The 15910-nt window shown below is 66.9% G+C and carries 15 protein-coding genes; 6 read left to right on the top strand and 9 right to left on the bottom strand.

Annotation, left to right across the window (positions count from 1 at the left end; genetic code table 11):
• Nucleotides 1-105 precede the first annotated feature (105 nt).
• Complete coding sequence (locus tag IB268_RS29055; RefSeq protein WP_008159001.1) at nt 106-555, top strand: Lrp/AsnC family transcriptional regulator; 450 nt, start codon at nt 106-108, stop codon at nt 553-555.
• 43 nt (nt 556-598) lie between these two features.
• Here IB268_RS29055 and IB268_RS29050 read toward each other — a convergent pair whose 3' ends face one another.
• Nucleotides 599-1564, bottom strand: coding sequence for a tripartite tricarboxylate transporter substrate binding protein (locus tag IB268_RS29050; protein ID WP_054458547.1), 966 nt, complete (start codon nt 1562-1564; stop codon nt 599-601).
• A gap of 64 nt (nt 1565-1628) precedes the next feature.
• Nucleotides 1629-2474, bottom strand: a complete 846-nt coding sequence (locus tag IB268_RS29045) for an alpha/beta hydrolase (protein WP_192355196.1) — start codon at nt 2472-2474, stop codon at nt 1629-1631.
• Nucleotides 2475-2559: 85 nt separating this feature from the next.
• Here IB268_RS29045 and IB268_RS29040 point away from each other — a divergent pair, with 85 nt between their 5' ends.
• The 3 genes from IB268_RS29040 (at nt 2560) to IB268_RS29030 (ending at nt 5452) form a co-directional block, all read left to right on the top strand.
• Nucleotides 2560-3459 (top strand): LysR family transcriptional regulator, encoded by a 900-nt coding sequence (locus tag IB268_RS29040; RefSeq protein WP_054458353.1) that lies wholly within the window; start codon nt 2560-2562, stop codon nt 3457-3459.
• A gap of 189 nt (nt 3460-3648) precedes the next feature.
• Nucleotides 3649-4155 (top strand): hypothetical protein, encoded by a 507-nt coding sequence (locus tag IB268_RS29035; protein WP_054458355.1) that lies wholly within the window; start codon nt 3649-3651, stop codon nt 4153-4155.
• A gap of 97 nt (nt 4156-4252) precedes the next feature.
• Complete coding sequence (locus tag IB268_RS29030; RefSeq protein ID WP_054458357.1) at nt 4253-5452, top strand: MFS transporter; 1200 nt, start codon at nt 4253-4255, stop codon at nt 5450-5452.
• Nucleotides 5453-5526: 74 nt separating this feature from the next.
• Here IB268_RS29030 and gltX read toward each other — a convergent pair whose 3' ends face one another.
• Complete coding sequence (gltX, locus tag IB268_RS29025) at nt 5527-6933, bottom strand: glutamate--tRNA ligase (RefSeq protein WP_054458359.1); 1407 nt, start codon at nt 6931-6933, stop codon at nt 5527-5529.
• Between the two features lie 120 nt (nt 6934-7053).
• Between gltX and IB268_RS29020 the strand changes: the two genes are divergently transcribed.
• The gene (locus tag IB268_RS29020; RefSeq protein WP_119450709.1) at nt 7054-9495 is read left to right on the top strand and encodes a GNAT family N-acetyltransferase; all 2442 of its coding nucleotides are present in this window, start codon (nt 7054-7056) and stop codon (nt 9493-9495) included.
• A 12-nt stretch (nt 9496-9507) separates the two neighbouring features.
• Here the strand turns inward: IB268_RS29020 and IB268_RS29015 are convergent, their stop codons facing one another.
• The 6 genes from IB268_RS29015 to yjgA all read right to left on the bottom strand — a co-directional run bounded on the left by IB268_RS29015 (nt 9508) and on the right by yjgA (nt 14455).
• On the bottom strand, nt 9508-10200 hold the full coding sequence (locus tag IB268_RS29015; RefSeq protein ID WP_192355195.1) for an isochorismatase family cysteine hydrolase: 693 nt from the start codon (nt 10198-10200) through the stop codon (nt 9508-9510).
• A 9-nt stretch (nt 10201-10209) separates the two neighbouring features.
• Complete coding sequence (locus IB268_RS29010; protein ID WP_054458365.1) at nt 10210-11046, bottom strand: ABC transporter permease; 837 nt, start codon at nt 11044-11046, stop codon at nt 10210-10212.
• Nucleotides 11047-11049: 3 nt separating this feature from the next.
• On the bottom strand, nt 11050-11865 hold the full coding sequence (locus IB268_RS29005; RefSeq protein WP_042797538.1) for an ABC transporter ATP-binding protein: 816 nt from the start codon (nt 11863-11865) through the stop codon (nt 11050-11052).
• Nucleotides 11865-12869 (bottom strand): ABC transporter substrate-binding protein, encoded by a 1005-nt coding sequence (locus IB268_RS29000; RefSeq protein ID WP_166738364.1) that lies wholly within the window; start codon nt 12867-12869, stop codon nt 11865-11867. The genes IB268_RS29005 and IB268_RS29000 overlap by 1 nt, the downstream gene beginning before the upstream one ends.
• Nucleotides 12870-13206: 337 nt before the next feature.
• Nucleotides 13207-13884 (bottom strand): alpha/beta hydrolase, encoded by a 678-nt coding sequence (locus tag IB268_RS28995; protein ID WP_054458369.1) that lies wholly within the window; start codon nt 13882-13884, stop codon nt 13207-13209.
• Between the two features lie 19 nt (nt 13885-13903).
• A complete protein-coding gene (gene yjgA, locus IB268_RS28990) occupies nt 13904-14455 on the bottom strand; it encodes a ribosome biogenesis factor YjgA (protein WP_054458370.1) in 552 nt (183 codons plus the stop codon).
• A 58-nt stretch (nt 14456-14513) separates the two neighbouring features.
• On the opposite strand from yjgA, the gene pmbA reads away from it, so the two are divergent.
• Complete coding sequence (pmbA, locus tag IB268_RS28985) at nt 14514-15878, top strand: metalloprotease PmbA (protein WP_054458372.1); 1365 nt, start codon at nt 14514-14516, stop codon at nt 15876-15878.
• Nucleotides 15879-15910: the final 32 nt, after the last annotated feature.

Raw genomic sequence — 15910 nt, 5'->3', positions numbered from 1 at the left:
CATGATAGGTTCGCGAGCCATCAGGTTTATTGCGTTTTTGGATCGTGCTATCCCTATAATTCGCAATGAACGTTTCGTGTTCGATAAAAACCAGGAGACTAAGCGATGGACAAGACCGATATCGGCATCCTCAAGGCCTTGCAGGAGGACGGCCGGGCCTCGGCGCAGCAGCTTTCAGAGAAGGTGGGGCTGTCGGCCGCGCCGGTGTGGCGGCGGGTGAAGGCGATGGAGGCCAGCGGGGTGATCCAGGGCTATAGCGCCCAGGTGGACCGCAGCAAGGTGGGACTGGGCTGCATGTTCGCGCAGATCAGCCTGGAACGGCACTCCGCCAATACGGTCGAAAACTTCGAGCGCTCGGTGCGCGACGCGCCCGAAATCCTGGAGTGCTACGCGGTGACGGGGGATTCGGACTTCCTGCTGAAGATCCTGGTCGAAAGCCCGGAGGCCTATGACCGTTTCCTGCACCGGTTCCTGTTCAACATGCCGGGCATACGGCAGACGCGCACCATCGTCGCGCTGCGCGAAATCAAGCACGAGCAGCGCCTGCCGCTGTAGATAAAACGGGCCCTCTCTATATAGATATAGGAGGGCCCCGAATTTATTGGGGTTGGATGCCCGAGATCCGGATCCATTCCTTCCAGCGCGCGGTGTCTTCCTTCACAAAGGCATCGAAGCGCGCCACGTCCATCGATTCCGGCGTCAGGCCCAGGGCGCGCAGCTTCTTCGCAGTCGCTTCGTCCTTCACCGCCGCCTGCATGTGGGCGTTCATCTTTTCCACGATGTCCTGCGGCGTGCCTGCCGGGGCCGACAGGCCGAGCCAGCCGGCAACGACGAAATCCGGATAGTAGGTGGCCATGGTCGGCACGCTGGGCCAGGCCGCATGCGGCTGGGCGCCGGTGACGGCAATGGGGATGAGCCCCTTGCCGTCGATCTGGCCCATTGCGGTCAGGTAGTCGACGAAGGCGAAGTTGATCTGCTTGCCGCGCAGGTCGGTGATGATCTGCGTGATGTTCTTGTAGGCCGCGCCGGTGATCTCGATGCCGGCGCGCTGCTTCAACAGTTCGGACGGCACTTGCGAGGACGAGCTGTAGTAGCCGAAGAAGACCTGTCCGGGATGCTGCTTGGCATAGGCGACCAGGTCGGGCACCGTGCGGTACGGGCTGTCGGGCGACACTACGCCGACCGTGCCGAAGGTGCCCAGCATGCCGACCTGGCGGAAGTCCTTCTGCGCGTCGTAGGGCAGACTCTTGTAGAGGAACTGGTTGGCCGAGTGGGTGGAGTTGGTGGACAGCAGGAAGGTGTAGCCGTCCGCCGCGGCGTTCTTTGCGGCGTTGGTGCCGACGATGCCGCCGGCGCCGGGACGGTCCTCGACCACCACGGTCTGGCCGGTCTTTTCGCCCAGGTATTGCGCCAGGGTGCGCGCGGTGAGGTCGGCCGCGCCGCCGGCGGCGGACGGCACGATGAGGGTCACGGGTTTCTCGGGCCAGCCGGCGGCGTGCGAGGCCGCGGCCAGCAGCAGGCCGGCGCCGATCAGGGCCGGACGGAGGGAACGGGGAATGGACATGCTTGTCTCCTGATGGCGCGATTGCGCGTCGTTGTCGTTGTTGTCGTTGGTATTGGGGGGGCGATCAACCGAATTGGCTGCGGTGCCAATCCAGGATGGCGGCGGCGCTGACTTGCCACTGGTCCGCGTACATCATGCAATGCGGTTGGCCGGCAAGCACGGCGTGGGAAAAACCGAAGCGGCGCGCGATCGCCAGATCCTGGCCTGGCGGATGGCGGTCATGCGTGTCCAGGCCGGCTTCCAGGCACAGGCCGGGAGCGTGGATGGCGGCGGCGTCGACGGGCACGCGCAGCAGATAACGGTCGTTGAGCACTTCCGGACTTTCGGGGCACAGGCGCCGCGATACCGAGGCGACGTTGCGGTCTGGCGAGGTCGCCAGAAAGCGCGCGCGGATTTCGGCGTCGTTCGGCGCGCTGCGCGGCAGGCCTTCGGGGACAGGGGGCAGCGCTTGCGCGCCGGGCAGGTCGCCGGGCGGCGACGGCGCCAGCAGGACCACGCCCGCCACCGTCCGCTGGCTGGCGCCCAGCAGCGCGGGCAGCGCGCCCATGCTGTGGCCGATGACGACCGTGGGACGAGCCAGCGCGTCCAGCGCGCTGACGACATCCTGGCCCAGGTCGGCGATGCCAACCGACGCAAACGCCGCGTCCTGGGGCAGGGCGCCGTGGCCGCGCAGATCCAGCGCCGCGCAGGCGAGGCCGGCGCGGGCGAAGAAATCCAGATAGTGCGCATAGCACCAGGCGCCGTGGTAAGCGCCGGGCACGAACAGCAGGCCTGGCCTGTCGTCCCGAGGATCGGCGCCGACTATCAGGCGGCCCTGGCCTGCGGGATGCGCGGGCAATTGGTCGATGCGGTTGAAATCCAGCGGGTCGGCGCGGATGGAAAGAGGCGGGAGCAGCGAGTCGGCATTCATGGTGCGGCCATCTTAGGTGCGGCCGAACTATCAGAAAACTTTATTTTTCATATGATTGGATAAGTTTCACTAATCGAGGCCAGCCATGCGCCCCTTGCCCGAGATTTCCATCACGCACTACCGCCACTTCCTGCTGGTGGCCGAGCTGCGCAGCTTCCGCGCGGCCGCGGCGCGGGCCTTCCGCTCACAGCCGGCGTTGTCGCTGTCCATCCGCGAGATGGAGCAGCGCCTGGGGCAGCCGCTGTTCGAGCCGGGCAACCGTGGCACGCTTACGCGATTCGGGCAGGATTGCCTGCCGCTGGCGCGTGAACTGGTGCAGCACCACGACCGCGTGGCGGGCGCGCTGTCGGGGCTGGCAAGCAACGAGGCCGGCACCTTGACCATGGCGTCCGTCGCCACCGTGGCCACGCACTGGTTGCCGGAACTGGTGGCGACGTACCGCGAACGCTATCCGGCGGTGGCGTTGCGCCTGTTCGACGACAACTCGGAAGGCGTGGAGCGCATGGTGCTGGCAGGGGAGGCGGAGCTGGGCGTGTGCAGTCCGGTGTCGCAGGACCGGCGACTGTCGTTCGAGCCTTTGCTGCGTGACGCCTTCGGCCTGGTCTGCCATCGCGGCCATCCGCTGGCCAGGCGCAAATCGGTGACCTGGCGCGAGATCGAGGACCTGCCTCTGGTCGGCACCATCGCCCATCGCCAGCTTGCCGGCTATCCGCAGGCGGCCTTCATGCTGGACCGGCAGGTCTTCGTGTCCAACATGATGTCGCTTCTGGCCATGCTGGAACGCGGCGTCGGCGTCACGGTGCTGGCGCGGCTGGGCGTGCCGCCGGACTCGCGCGGACTGGCCTTCGTGCCGCTATCCGCCCCGCGCATCGAGCGTGAACTGGGCATCACCCGGCTGGCCGGCCGCAGCCTGTCTCCGGCTGCCGCGCGCATGGAGGAAATGCTGCGCGCGAAGGCCGCGAAACGCGGCCGCACTGTCGCTTGAAACCAACGCATTTTTGCGATTTGCGGCCATAAAACAGGCCAATTCCGGGGCCTACTGTTGCGCAATTGCACTGGTCGCGGATCGCCGTTGATTCTTCGCAAACGGCTCTTTAGAGTGCGTGATGTTTGCTGCGCGAGGGACGCGCCGGGGTGCTCGGTGCGGCGCGTCGACAGACGTGTTGAGGAAGTCATGAGCAGTGTGTATTTGCGTACGGCGGGCGTCGCCTGCGCCGTTCTGATCCTGGCCGGCTGCGCCGCCAGAAAGCCCGCCACCATCACCGAGGCCCAGCCCGCGGAACCGCCCAAGCCGGTGGCCTGCGTGCCCGCCAAGGCCGGCGATCCCATGATAGGCACCTGGCTGTCGAACAGCCGCCCGCGCGACGTCAGCGGCGATCTGCAATCGCTGATCGTGCTGTCCGCCGATGGCACCATGGCCTATGAATCCCTGCTGAAGATCGGCCGCAAGACGCGTCCCGCGTTGCGCGAGACCGGCTGCTGGAGCGTGGCGGACGGCATCTACACGATGCAGACCACCAAGTCCGCTGGCGAACTGGTGGACGCCAACGATCCGATCTACCTGAACCGCTACCGCGTCGAAAAGGTCGAGAAGACCCGCCTGACGATGCGCGAGCTGAAAAACGGCGGCCAGGTCATGACCGCGCGCCGCATGCCCACGGGCTACCGCCTGCCTTATTGAGCGTTGCGCGGGACGGACATTCCGCCCCGCGGCAAAGCCAAGATGGCCGGGCTGCGGTAAGGTGCGGTCTTCACCCATCGCCCGCAGCCGGTCATCCATGCCTGCCTTGTCCTCCGAAGCGCGCGCCATCGCGCTGCTTGCCCTGGCCGCTTTCGTCAGCGCCAGCGCCTTCCGCATTTGTGATCCCATGTTGCCGCAGCTGGCGGCGGAATTCGGCACCACTACAGGCCAGGCCGCGCGCGCCGTGACCGCGTTCGCCGTGGCCTACGGCGTGTTGCAGATGTTCTTCGGCCCCCTGGGCGACCGCTACGGCAAGTACCGCGTCGTCAGCATCGCGACCTTTGCCTGCGCGCTGGGCAGCGCCGGCGCCGTGGTTGCCGGGTCGCTGGACGTGCTGGTGTTCTGCCGCGTCCTTTCGGGCGCCGCGGGGGCGGGCATCGTGCCGTTGTCGATGGCCTGGATCGGCGACAACGTGCCCTACGAACGCCGCCAGGCCACCCTGGCGCGCTTCCTGACCGGCACCATCCTCGGCATGTCGGCCGGCCAACTGGCTGGCGGCCTGTTTGCCGACACCGTGGGCTGGCGCTGGGCGTTCGCCGCGCTGGTCTGCGGCTATCTGATAGTGGGCGTGCTGCTGTTGCTGGAAGTGCGGCGCCAGCAGGTCTCGGGCCTGGGCCAGGTGGATCCCGGCGCGGTGCGCCAGGGCTTCGTGGCGCAGGCGCGGCTGGTGTTGAGTACGCCCTGGGCGCGCATCGTGCTGGCGACGGTATTCGTCGAAGGCCTGCTGGTGTTCGGCGCCCTGGCCTTTGCGCCTTCCTACCTGCATGAACGCTTCGGTATCTCTCTGACCGCCGCGGGCGCGCTGGTGGCCGTGTATGCCGTGGGCGGCTTGCTTTATACGGTGGTGGCGGGCCGCATCCTGAAACGCCTGGGCGAACGCGGGCTGGCGATCGCCGGCGGACTGGTGCTGGGCGTGGCGTTCCTGTCGTATTTGCTAGGTCCGGTTTGGATGTGGAGCTTGCTGGCCAGCGTGCTGGCGGGTTTCGGCTACTACCTGCTGCATGCCACGTTGCAGACGAATGCGACGCAGATGGTGCCGTCGGCGCGCGGCACGGCCGTCGCGTGGTTCGCGTCCTGCCTGTTCATGGGCCAGGCGGCGGGCGTGGCCTTGGCGGGCGCGGTGGTCGATGAGATCGGGCCTGCCGCGTTGTTTGGCGGCTCGGCGGCGCTGTTGCCCTTGCTGGGCGCGTTCTTCGCGCGCGCATTGAAGGCGCGCGCGGCCATCCAGCAAGCCTGAAGGAACGGCTGAAACACCGCGGGCCTTGCTCATTCCAGGATGAGCAAGGCCCGCGGTGTTTTTGGGACAGGCGCTTAGATCGCAGCCAGGCGCTTGAGCACCGTCTGCTTGCCCAGCAGGGCCAGCACGGCGTCCACGGCCGGGGTCTGGGTCTGGCCGGTGACGGCGACGCGCAGGGGAATGGCCAGTTGCGGCATCTTCATGCCGCGATCGGCCAGCACGGCCTTGATCAGGGCGGACAGGGCTTCGCGGGTCCAGTCCGCGTCCTGGGCGCGCTGGGCGAAGTCGGCCAGCGCTTCGCGCGCAGGCGCGGTCAGGTGTTGCTCGGCCAGCTCGGCGGGCGCGCCCTTGAACTCGGCGCAGAACAGCATGGCGCCGTCGGCCAGTTGCTCCAGCGTTTCAGCGCGGTCCTTCAAGAGGCCCATGACGCCCGGCAGGTCGATCTTTTCCGGATGGCCGCCGCGGTTCGCCACGCGCGGCGCCACGCGCTCGGCCAGTTCGGCGTTGTCCATCTGCTTGATGTAGTGGGCGTTGACCCAGTTCAGCTTCTTCGGATCCCACTGCGAGGCCGACTTGGACAGGTGCTTGGTGTCGAACCACGACACCAGCTGGTCGCGCGAGAAGAGTTCGTCGTCGCCGTGGCTCCAGCCCAGGCGCGCCAGGTAGTTGACCATGGCTTCCGGCAGATAGCCTTCGTTGTCGTACTCCATGACGTTGACGGCGCCGTGGCGCTTGGACAGCTTTTCGCCGTCCGGACCCAGGATCATGGGCACGTGGCCGTATTCGGGCAGCGTGGCACCCAGCGCGCGCAGGATGTTGATCTGGCGCGGGGTGTTATTGACGTGGTCGTCGCCGCGCAGCACGTGGGTGATGCCCATGTCCCAGTCGTCGACCACGACGCAGAAGTTGTAGGTGGGCGTGCCGTCCGGGCGCGCGATGATCAGGTCGTCGAGTTCGGTGTTGTCGAAGCTGATCGTGCCCTTGACCATGTCGTTCCAGGAGGTCGCGCCTTCCTGCGGGTTCTTGAAGCGCACCACGGGCTTGCGGCCTTCCGGGATGGCCGGCAGGGTCTTGCCGGGTTCGGGACGCCAGGTGCCGTCGTAGCGCGGCTTGTCGCCGCGGGCGCGGGCGGCTTCGCGCATGGCTTCCACTTCCTCGGGCGAGCTGTAGCAGTGGTATGCGGTGCCGGCGGCCAGCATCTGCGCGACCACCTCGCGGTAGCGGTCCATGCGCTGCATCTGGTAGAAGGGGCCTTCATCGGGCTGCATGCCCAGCCAGTCCATGCTGTCCAGGATGGCCTGCACCGCTTCCGGCGTGGAGCGTTCGACGTCCGTGTCTTCGATGCGCAGCACGAAGGTGCCTTGGTGGTGGCGCGCGAAGGCCCAGGAGAACAGCGCCGTGCGGGCGCCGCCCAGATGCAGGAAACCCGTGGGCGAGGGCGCGAAACGGGTACGAATGGGGGTAGAGGCGTTGGAAGTCATAGGTGGCAATGATAGCGGCTGCGGCGCCACAAATCGGCGTCAGGCTGGGCCCATGTCAAACGTAGGGCGGGGTTGTCTTGTTACGATGAGGGGTATTTTAGATTAGGGCCTGCTAACACCATGTTGCGACATGCTCTCGCTCCGATGTTCGAGCCCGCCTCGCTGGTGATCGTCGCCGACCGGCCGCTGCCGGCGGCGGCCTCGTTGCCGCCCGCGCTCAAGGGCAAGACCACAGTGGTGGCCTGCGAAGTCGGCGCCGCGCCGGACCTGCCGGACACGTTGCAGGGCCTGGCCCAGGGCGAACGGCCTGATCTGGCCCTGGTTTGCGTTTCGCCCGCCGTCCTGCCGGAAACGCTGCGCAGGCTGTCGCCGCTGGCGCCGCGCTCGGTGATCCTGTTGCCGCATGAACTGCCCGACCCGTATCCGCGCGGCACGCTAGCGCTGTGCCGCGCCTGGGCCGAGGAAAACCGCTGCGAATTGCTGGGTCCGCGCTCCTTCGGCGCCCAGCGGCCGCACGCCGGGCTGAACCTGAGCCAGCACCCGGTGCTGGCGCGCGCCGGCCGCGTGGCGCTGTTGGCGCAGTCGCGCTCCATCATGGCCGCGGTCATGGACTGGGCCGAAGATGTGCACATCGGCTTTTCCACCGCCGTGTCGCTGGGCGACGAGGCGGTGGTGGGCCTGTCCAAGGTGCTGGACTACCTGGCCAGCGATCCGCGCACGGACAGCATCGTGCTCTATCTGGAAGACGTGGGCCCGGCCCGCGAATTCATGAGCACCTTGCGCGCCGCGGCTTCGATCAAGCCCGTGATCGTGCTGAAGGCCGGCCGTGCGGACACCGACAGCGCCGATGCCATCTTCGACGCCGCGCTGCGCCGCGCGGGCGCGGTGCGGGTACGCTATTTCGTGCAGCTGTTCTCGGCCGTCAAGGTGCTGGGCTACACGCGCCGTCCCAAGGGCCGGCGCGTGGCGCTGATCTCCAACGGCAGCGGGCCGCCCCAGCTGGCCATGGACCTGATCGGCCCGGACGCCGCCGTGCTGCGCGCCGAACTCGCGCCCGCGACCCAGCGGACGCTGGCGGCCATGCTGGAGCCGGACGCGGCCACCGCCAATCCCGTCATCACCTTCACGCCGCTGACGCCCGAACGCATCCGCGCCATGCTGGACGCGGTGCTCGACGATGCCGGCGTGGACGGCGTGCTGGTGCTGCTGGCACCCGACGCGCTGGCCGACATGCCGGCGGTGGCGCGCGAGCTGGCGCAGATCGCACCCAAGGCGAAAAAGCCGGTCGTCACCTGTTTCATGGGCGATGCCGGCATGCGGCCGCTGCGGCGCATGCTGGACGACGCGGGCACCTCGGCTTTCCGCACGCCGGAATCGGCCGCCGATGCCTTCGGCGTGCTGGCGACCCATCACTACAACCAGCAACTGCTGCTGCAGACACAGCCGCCGGAGCCGGCCAGCCATGTGCCGGACCTGGGCGCCGCGCGCGAGATCCTGGCGCGCGTGCGCGCGGAATGCCGGCGCGAACTGAATACCTCTGAAATCCGCAGCCTGCTGGCCCTGTTCTACGTGCCGCTGCGCGACACGCCGATGGACGTGGCGGCGGCCGAGCCGGAATCCCGCCCCATGGCGATCCGGGTGCGGCGCGATCCGCAGTTCGGCCCCGTCATCCGCTTCGGCGCGGGCGGTCCGGACGCGGTGCTGTCGCAATCCGACCGCGGCGTAGACCTGCCGCCGCTCAACGGCTTCCTGGCCCGCCAGCTGATCGAACGCAGCCGGCTGTGGCGCCGGGTGCTGGCGCCGCGCATCGGCCACATGGCCGCCGAGGCGCTGCAACAGGCGGTGGTGCTGGTGTCCGAGCTGGTGTCGGAATTGCCGGATATCGAGTCCCTGGACATCGATCCGCTATACGCCGGAGAAACCCATCTGCGCGCCGGCGGATTGCGCATGACGCTGACCGAGAAGCCCGGCTGCGAAACGCCGCAGACCGCAGGCTATCCGCATATGGCGATCCACCCGTATCCGGCCCGGCTGGTCCAGGTGCGCCGCTTCGCCGACGGCATCCCCTGGGTGCTGCGTCCCATCCGTCCCGAGGACGGCGAGCCGCTGCAGGAATTCATCCGCGGCCTGTCGGAGCGTTCGCGCTACATGCGCTTCGTGTCCATGATGCGCGAGCTGACCCCGCGCATGGTGTCGCGCTACACGCAGGTGGACTACCACCGCGAGCTGGCGCTCGTGGCCGCCACGCAGGTGCCCAACCCGGCCAACCGCGGGCATCCGCGCGAGGTCCTCGTGGGCTTCGCGCACTACCTGCGCAATCCGGACGGCAGGGGGGCGGAGTACGCGCTGGTGATCGGTGACGACTGGCAACGCCGCGGCCTGGGCCGCCAGCTGATGTCGGCGCTGATCGACGCGGCGCGCGAACAGGGGCTGGAATACATCGACGGCCTGGTGTTGTCGACCAACCGGCCCATGTTGTCGCTGATGACCAGCCTGGGCTTCACCAACGACGCGGATCCGGAAGACCCGACGATGCGCCGGGTCTGGTTGAACCTGTCCTGATCCCAGGCCCGTTCAGGCGGTCTTTCTGGCCGCCTGGGCGGGCTTGAGCCGCGCGATCGATTCGTCCACCGACAGCACGTCGCCGAAGAACAGCATCCAGCCGTGCAGCGCATGCTCGTGCTCGGCGGGCGTGACGGCGGCCAGCGCGTCGTCCACCATGATGGTGCGGAAGTCCCGCATCATCGCGTCGCGGGCGGTGGATTCGCAGCACACGTTGGTGACCGTGCCAGCGATCAGCAGCGTGTCCACGCCGCGCCCGCGCAACAGCGGCTCCAGTTCGGAAGAGCCCGGCGCCATCGCGCTGTAGAAGCGCTTGGTCACGCGCAGGTCGGCGTCGTGCGCATGCAGGTCCTGATGCAAGGCATATCCGGGAGCATCGCGGCGCAGTGTTTCCAGGCGCCTGGCGCTGCGCTCCGGCGTCAACATCACGCCGTGATGGTGCGACCAGAACGAGTCGGCGTTATCAGAAGCGGTCTGCACCCACACGATGGTGCCGCCGGCGACGCGCACCGCGTCGCACAGGCGGTTGATGGGGGCGATGATCTCGCGCGCCGGCGCGCATTCGCCCTGATAGCCGGGCAGCGTGAAGTACTGCTGCATGTCCACCACCACCACCGCGAGGCGCGCGGCGGGCAGTTCGTCATAGGGATGCAGGCGGCCCTGGCGGGCGATCACGCGGTCCTGCACCCATTGCGGGAATTCCATGGCGGCTCCTTATCCGTAGCGCCGCGCGATGGCGGCTTCGATGCGGTAGACGATCAGGTACATCACGCTGGAGATCACGGCCAGGATGGCGATGGCGGTCATGACGATGTTCAGCTTGAACACCTGGCTGCCGTTCATGATGAGAAAGCCCAGGCCGGAATCCGCCGACTGGAACTCGCCCACGATCACCCCTACCAGCGCCAGGCCGATGTTCATCTTCACCGCCGCGATCAACGTGGGCACGCTGCCCGGCAGCACCACCTTGGTCAGCACCTGCCAGCGGCTGGCGCCGAAGGTGTGGGCCAGCTTCACCTTGTTCAGGTCGATGCCGCGAAAGCCCGCATACACCACCATGATGGTCACGAACACCGCGATCGCCACGGCCATGCCGTATACCGCGTAGTCCGACCCCAGCCACAGGTAGAAGATCGGCACGAAGGCGATCTTGGGCATGGCATTGGCCACCACCAGGAAGGGGTCCAGCACCTTGTACAGGAAGTCCGACCACCACAGCGCCGCCGCCACCACGATGCCGATCGCCATGCTCAGGCCGAAGCCCACCAGCGTGGCGCTCAGCGTGGTCATGATGTGCTTGCCCAGGTTGCCGTTGTTCCAGAGTTCGATGAACGTCGGCCACAGCGCGCTGGGGTAGCTGGTCAGGAGCGGGTTGAGAATGTGCATGCGCGGCAGGATTTCCCAGGCGCACAGGAACACGGCCAAGAGCAGCGCCTGCGCGACGCGGATATGCCGGCGGCGGGCGCGGTCGCGCCGGAGGTAGTTCAGGTACTTCTCGCTGGGCGCGCGCACGGCGCGCAGCGGAACGGTGTTGGCGACGGGCGCGTTCATGGGTCAACCCTCCACGTGGACATCGAGCTCGTCCCACAGCTGTTTGAAGTAGGTATTGAATTCCGGCCGCGAGCGCGCCTGGAATGGCGTCGGCCGCGCCTGGCCGTCGCCGTAATGGATGCGGTACTGGCTCTTCAGGCGGCCGGGACGGCGCGACAGCACGATCACACGGTCGGTCATGGCGATGGCTTCGCCGATGTCGTGGGTGACCAGCACCACGGTCTTGCCTTCGCGCCTCAGGATGTCCACCACTTCGTCGGAGATTGCCAGCCGGGTCTGCGAATCCAGCGCCGAGAAAGGCTCGTCCAGCAGGATCACGTCCGGCTCGGTGACCAGGGTGCGGGCCAGCGCGGCGCGCTGCCGCATGCCGCCCGACAATTGGCGCGGCGTGTGCGACAGGAACGCGCCCAGTCCGCATTTCTCCAGCAGATGCACGGCGCGCGCCTCGCTGCGCGCATCGCGCCGGCCCTGGATCTCCGCGCCCAGCATGACGTTGTCCAGGATGGTGCGCCACTCGAACAGGTAGTCCTGCTGCAGCATGTAGCCGATGCGCGGATTGGGCTTGGTCACGGCCTGGCCGTCTATCATCACGGCGCCCGAGGTCGGCGGAATCAGGCCGGCGATCAGCGACAGCAGGGTGCTCTTGCCGCAGCCGCTTTGCCCGATCAGGCTGACGAATTCGCCCGCCGCCAGCGTGAACGACACATTCGACAGCGCCTCCGTCTCGCCTTCCTGGGTGAAATAGGAAAGACAGACCTCGCGCAGTTCGATCTTCGCCGTGGCAGTGTCCGGCTTCAGGTTGTGGATAACGGCGCCCATCATTGGGCCTTCTTCGCGAAGTCGGTCACCACCACGTCCTCGTACTTCACGCGGGCGTTGTCCTTCATGACCGCGCTGGCGATCAGCATGTCCTGCAACTGGTTCATGGCTTCGGCCGTCACCAGCGGCGTGGTCTTCCAGATCTGGTACTTCTTGTAGCGCTCGATGGCCTCGGTCACCGCGGCCTGGTCCATGCCGGGGAAGTAAGTCATGATCTGCGGCGTCAGCGTGGCCGCGGGCGTGTCCTTCACGTATTTTTCGGCGCGCGCCACCACGTCGGTCCAGGCCTGGATGACCTTGGGGTTGTCGCGGATGTACTTGTCGGTGGCGGTGAAAACGGTGTAGTCCACCTGGCCGACTTCGTGGCCCACCGAGGCGACGATGTAGCCCTTGCCGTTGCGCACCAGTTCGCCGGCCTCGGGTTCAAGAAAGATGCCGTATTCGCCCTGGCCGGCCATCCAGGCGCCCGCGCGCGCGGGAATGCCGATATTGTTCAGCAGCTTCACGTCCTTTTGCGGATCCACGCCATGCTTGCGCAGCGCCGTTTCCAGGAACACGATGGGATTGGAGCCGGGGCGAAAGCCGATCACTTCCTTGCCCTTGAGCATGGACCAGTCGAACTTCTCCACCGGCTTGCGCGCCAAGAGGAAGAAGCCGTCGGTGGCGGTCAGACCGGCGAAGATCTTGGGCTTGACCGGGGATTCGCTGTTGTGGACGTAGATGGACGCTTCGGGCCCGATCAGCACGATGTCGGCGCTGCCGGACAGCAGGGCGGTCATGCCCTTGTCGGTGCCTTGCGAGGTCTTCATGGACACGTCCAGGCCGGCGTCCTTGAAGTAGCCCTGCGACAGGGCCACGTACTTGGGCACGTAAAGAATGGACCGCACCACTTCTTCGTAGCGGACCTTCACGGGGGGATTGAGGGCTTCGGCCTGGACGGCCAGGGGGGCGAACAGCGCGAGCAGCGCCGCAACCGCCAGACGGGGCGATGGCAAGGATTTCACGGGACTTTCTCCTGCGTCTTGAATGCCACGCCGAAACCCGGCGCGACACGGCCAATGGGATGGATCGACAACAACAACAGGGAAGCCCGAACTGCTTGCTCGGGCCGGTAAGGCTTGGATCGAATACTATATTCAATACAAATAGGCGACAAGCTTTTTGCAGTTGGCGTTTTTCTCTATGGACGCAAGAAAGCCAGCCTATGAAAATTCCAGGCTGGGATACCAATTGGTATACAAAATGAAATCGCAGGCCGCCAGGGCCTGCGAGTGGGCGGGCAGGGGCGCCGGGCGTCTATCTGCCGCGATCAGGGCCGCCGGGCGCGGCCCTGCATGGTCCTCAGACCAGGACTTGATTCAGGAACTTGGAGATATCCGCCACTTCCTCGGCGCAAACCGAGTGCGGCATGGGGTAGGTGTGCCATTGCACGTCGTAACCCAGGCGCTGCAGTTCGGCCAGCGAGGCCTGGGCGCGCGGCAGCGACACCACCGGGTCGTACTGGCCGTGGGCCAGGAAGATGGGCGTGTCGTGATTGGCGCTGTGGCGTTCGGCCTCGGCCGTGTCCAGCAGCGGCAGATAGCCCGACAGGCCCATCATGCCCGCCAGCTTTTCCGGCAGGCGGATGCCGGTGTGCAGGGTCATGGCGCAGCCCTGCGAAAAGCCCGCCAGCACGATCTTCGAGGTCGGGATGCCGCGCGCGTTTTCGCGCGCGATCAGCTTGTGGATCGCAGCCTCGGAAGCGCGGATGCCGCTGGCGTCCTCGACGCGCACCAGGTCCATGACCAGGATGTCGTACCAGGAGCGCATCGCCATGCCGTTATTGATCGTCACGCGCTGCACGGGAGCGTTGGGGAATACGAAGCGCACCGACGCGCCGGCCGGCAGGTCCAGCTCCGGCACGATGGGCGCGAAGTCGTTGCCGTCGGCGCCCAGGCCGTGCAGCCAGATCACGGCGTGCGTGGGATTGGGGGCGGTTTCGATCTCGATGCAATCGAGCAGGTCGGTCGGAGCGTTCATGGACGGCGGACGGTGAAAATCAGAGGGTAAGGGTCTTCAGGGCCTGGAACAGCGCGCGGTAGTGCTTCTTCTGCGGCTCCTGGCCTTGCAGCAGGGCGGCGTTGGCCAGCTTTTCCTTGCGGGCGGCGCGGATCAGCGCGCGCAGCTGTTGCACGTCGGCCTGCGGATTGTTATTGAGCAGCCGGGTCAGGGCCTCGTCGTCGTCCAGCAGGCGGTCGCGCAAGGTCTCCAGCCGGTGCATGGCGGCGGTTTCCTCGCGCGAGCCGTTTTCCCAGACGTCGAGCTGGGCGCGGATCTCGTCGGCGGGCGCGTCGCGCATCAGCTTGCCCACGAAGTGAACCTGGCGCCGCTTGCCCTCGCGCCCGGTGGTGCGCTGCGCGGTGCGGATCGCTTCATAGAGGCGCTCCGCCAGCGGCAATTGCTTGAGGCGTTCGGGGGACAGTTCGATCAGCTGCTTGCCCAGGTCCAGCAAGGCGTGCATTTCGCGCTTGACCTGCGACTTGCTGGGACGGTCGTAGCCGTTCTCGTCGTAACCGTCGTCGACGGATTCTTCTTCAATATGGGAATTCATGGAAAACTGCGCAATGACAGACTTGGCTATGATAACCGTCTCTGCAAATTGGACAGCAATGGTTAAAACCTCCTCATCCTTGCCGCTGGCGGCGAATCACGCGCGTTTTTCTGAACTCGTCGAACAAACCCTCGCCTATGCGCGCCAGATCGGCGCCTCCGACGCAGCGGCGGAAGTCTCGGAAAGCCTGGGCCTGTCGGTCTCCGTACGCAAGAACGACATCGAAACCGTCGAACAGACCCGCGACCGTTCGCTGGACCTGACGGTCTACGCCGGCCAGAGCCGCGGTTCGGCCTCCACCTCCGACTTTTCCGAAGCGGCGCTGCGCCAGACAGTCGAAGCCGCCTGGCACATTGCGCGCCACACCGCCGCCGATCCGGCCGCCGGCCTGCCCGACGCCGATCAGCTGGCCACCGAATTCCCCGACCTGGACCTGCACCGCGCCTGGGGCGTGTCCACCGAAGAGGCCGCCGAGCTGGCGCTGCGCGCCGAGCGCGCCGCCCGCGAGGTCGATCCGCGCATCACCAATACCGATGGCGCCACCGTGGGCACCTACGAAGGTCAGTTCGTGATGGGCAACACGCGCGGCTTCCTGGGCGGCTATCCGTACTCGCGCCACAGCCTGTCGGTCGCGCCCATCGCCGGACGCGGCAATGGCATGCAGCGCGACTACTGGTACAGCTCCGAACGCGATCCGGCCAAGCTGGCCTCGCCGGAGGCCATCGGCCGCTACGCCGCCGAGCGCACGTTGTCGCGCCTGTCGGCCCGCCGCATCCGCACCGGCAAGTTCCCCGTCCTGTTCGAAGCGCCCCTGGCGCTGGGGCTGGTGGGCGCCTTGACCCAGGCCGCCAATGGCGGCGCGCTGTACCGCAAGGCCAGCTTCCTGCTGGACGCGCTGGGCAAGCCCGTCTTCCCCGAGCACATCAACCTGACCGAAGACCCGCACATCCGCGGCGCCATGGGCAGCTCGCCCTTCGACGACGAAGGCGTGCGCACGCGTCGCCGCAGCGTGGTGTCGGCCGGGGTGCTGGAAGGCTATTTCCTGTCGTCCTACACCGCCCGCAAACTGGGCATGACGACCACCGGCAACGCCGGCGGTTCGCATAACCTGGTGTTCAGTTCCACCCAGACGCGCCGCGGCGACGACTTCGAAGCCATGCTCAAGAAGATGGGCACGGGCTTTCTCGTCACCGAACTGATCGGCCAGGGCGTGAACTACGTCACCGGCGACTACTCGCGCGGCGCGTTCGGCTACTGGGTGGAAAACGGCCAGATCCAGCACGCGGTGCAGGAAATCACCATCGCCGGCAATCTCGCCGACATGTTCAAGCAGATCGTGGCGGTCGGCGCCGACACGATTTCGCGCGGCACCAAGACCACTGGCTCGATCCTGATCGAGCAGATGGCGATCGCCGGAATCTGACGTCGCTAGAGCGGCGGCCACATCATGGCCGC

Origin of the sequence: Achromobacter sp. ACM01, from assembly GCF_014851745.1 — a bacterium.
Classification (GTDB): domain Bacteria; phylum Pseudomonadota; class Gammaproteobacteria; order Burkholderiales; family Burkholderiaceae_B; genus Achromobacter; species Achromobacter aegrifaciens.
Note: the sequence above shows the minus strand (reverse complement) of the source record. Positions and strands in the feature narration are given on the sequence as shown.

Bases quoted from the DNA above. Each gene is read 5' to 3' on its own strand.
- IB268_RS29055 (WP_008159001.1), top strand. From the start codon at position 106: ATGGACAAGACCGATATCGGCATCCTCAAGGCCTTGCAGGAGGACGGC.
- IB268_RS29050 (WP_054458547.1), bottom strand. From the start codon at position 1,564: ATGTCCATTCCCCGTTCCCTCCGTCCGGCCCTGATCGGCGCCGGCCTG.
- IB268_RS29045 (WP_192355196.1), bottom strand. From the start codon at position 2,474: ATGAATGCCGACTCGCTGCTCCCGCCTCTTTCCATCCGCGCCGACCCG.
- IB268_RS29040 (WP_054458353.1), top strand. From the start codon at position 2,560: ATGCGCCCCTTGCCCGAGATTTCCATCACGCACTACCGCCACTTCCTG.
- IB268_RS29035 (WP_054458355.1), top strand. From the start codon at position 3,649: ATGAGCAGTGTGTATTTGCGTACGGCGGGCGTCGCCTGCGCCGTTCTG.
- IB268_RS29030 (WP_054458357.1), top strand. From the start codon at position 4,253: ATGCCTGCCTTGTCCTCCGAAGCGCGCGCCATCGCGCTGCTTGCCCTG.
- gltX (WP_054458359.1), bottom strand. From the start codon at position 6,933: ATGACTTCCAACGCCTCTACCCCCATTCGTACCCGTTTCGCGCCCTCG.
- IB268_RS29020 (WP_119450709.1), top strand. From the start codon at position 7,054: ATGTTGCGACATGCTCTCGCTCCGATGTTCGAGCCCGCCTCGCTGGTG.
- IB268_RS29015 (WP_192355195.1), bottom strand. From the start codon at position 10,200: ATGGAATTCCCGCAATGGGTGCAGGACCGCGTGATCGCCCGCCAGGGC.
- IB268_RS29010 (WP_054458365.1), bottom strand. From the start codon at position 11,046: ATGAACGCGCCCGTCGCCAACACCGTTCCGCTGCGCGCCGTGCGCGCG.
- IB268_RS29005 (WP_042797538.1), bottom strand. From the start codon at position 11,865: ATGGGCGCCGTTATCCACAACCTGAAGCCGGACACTGCCACGGCGAAG.
- IB268_RS28995 (WP_054458369.1), bottom strand. From the start codon at position 13,884: ATGAACGCTCCGACCGACCTGCTCGATTGCATCGAGATCGAAACCGCC.
- yjgA (WP_054458370.1), bottom strand. From the start codon at position 14,455: ATGAATTCCCATATTGAAGAAGAATCCGTCGACGACGGTTACGACGAG.
- pmbA (WP_054458372.1), top strand. From the start codon at position 14,514: ATGGTTAAAACCTCCTCATCCTTGCCGCTGGCGGCGAATCACGCGCGT.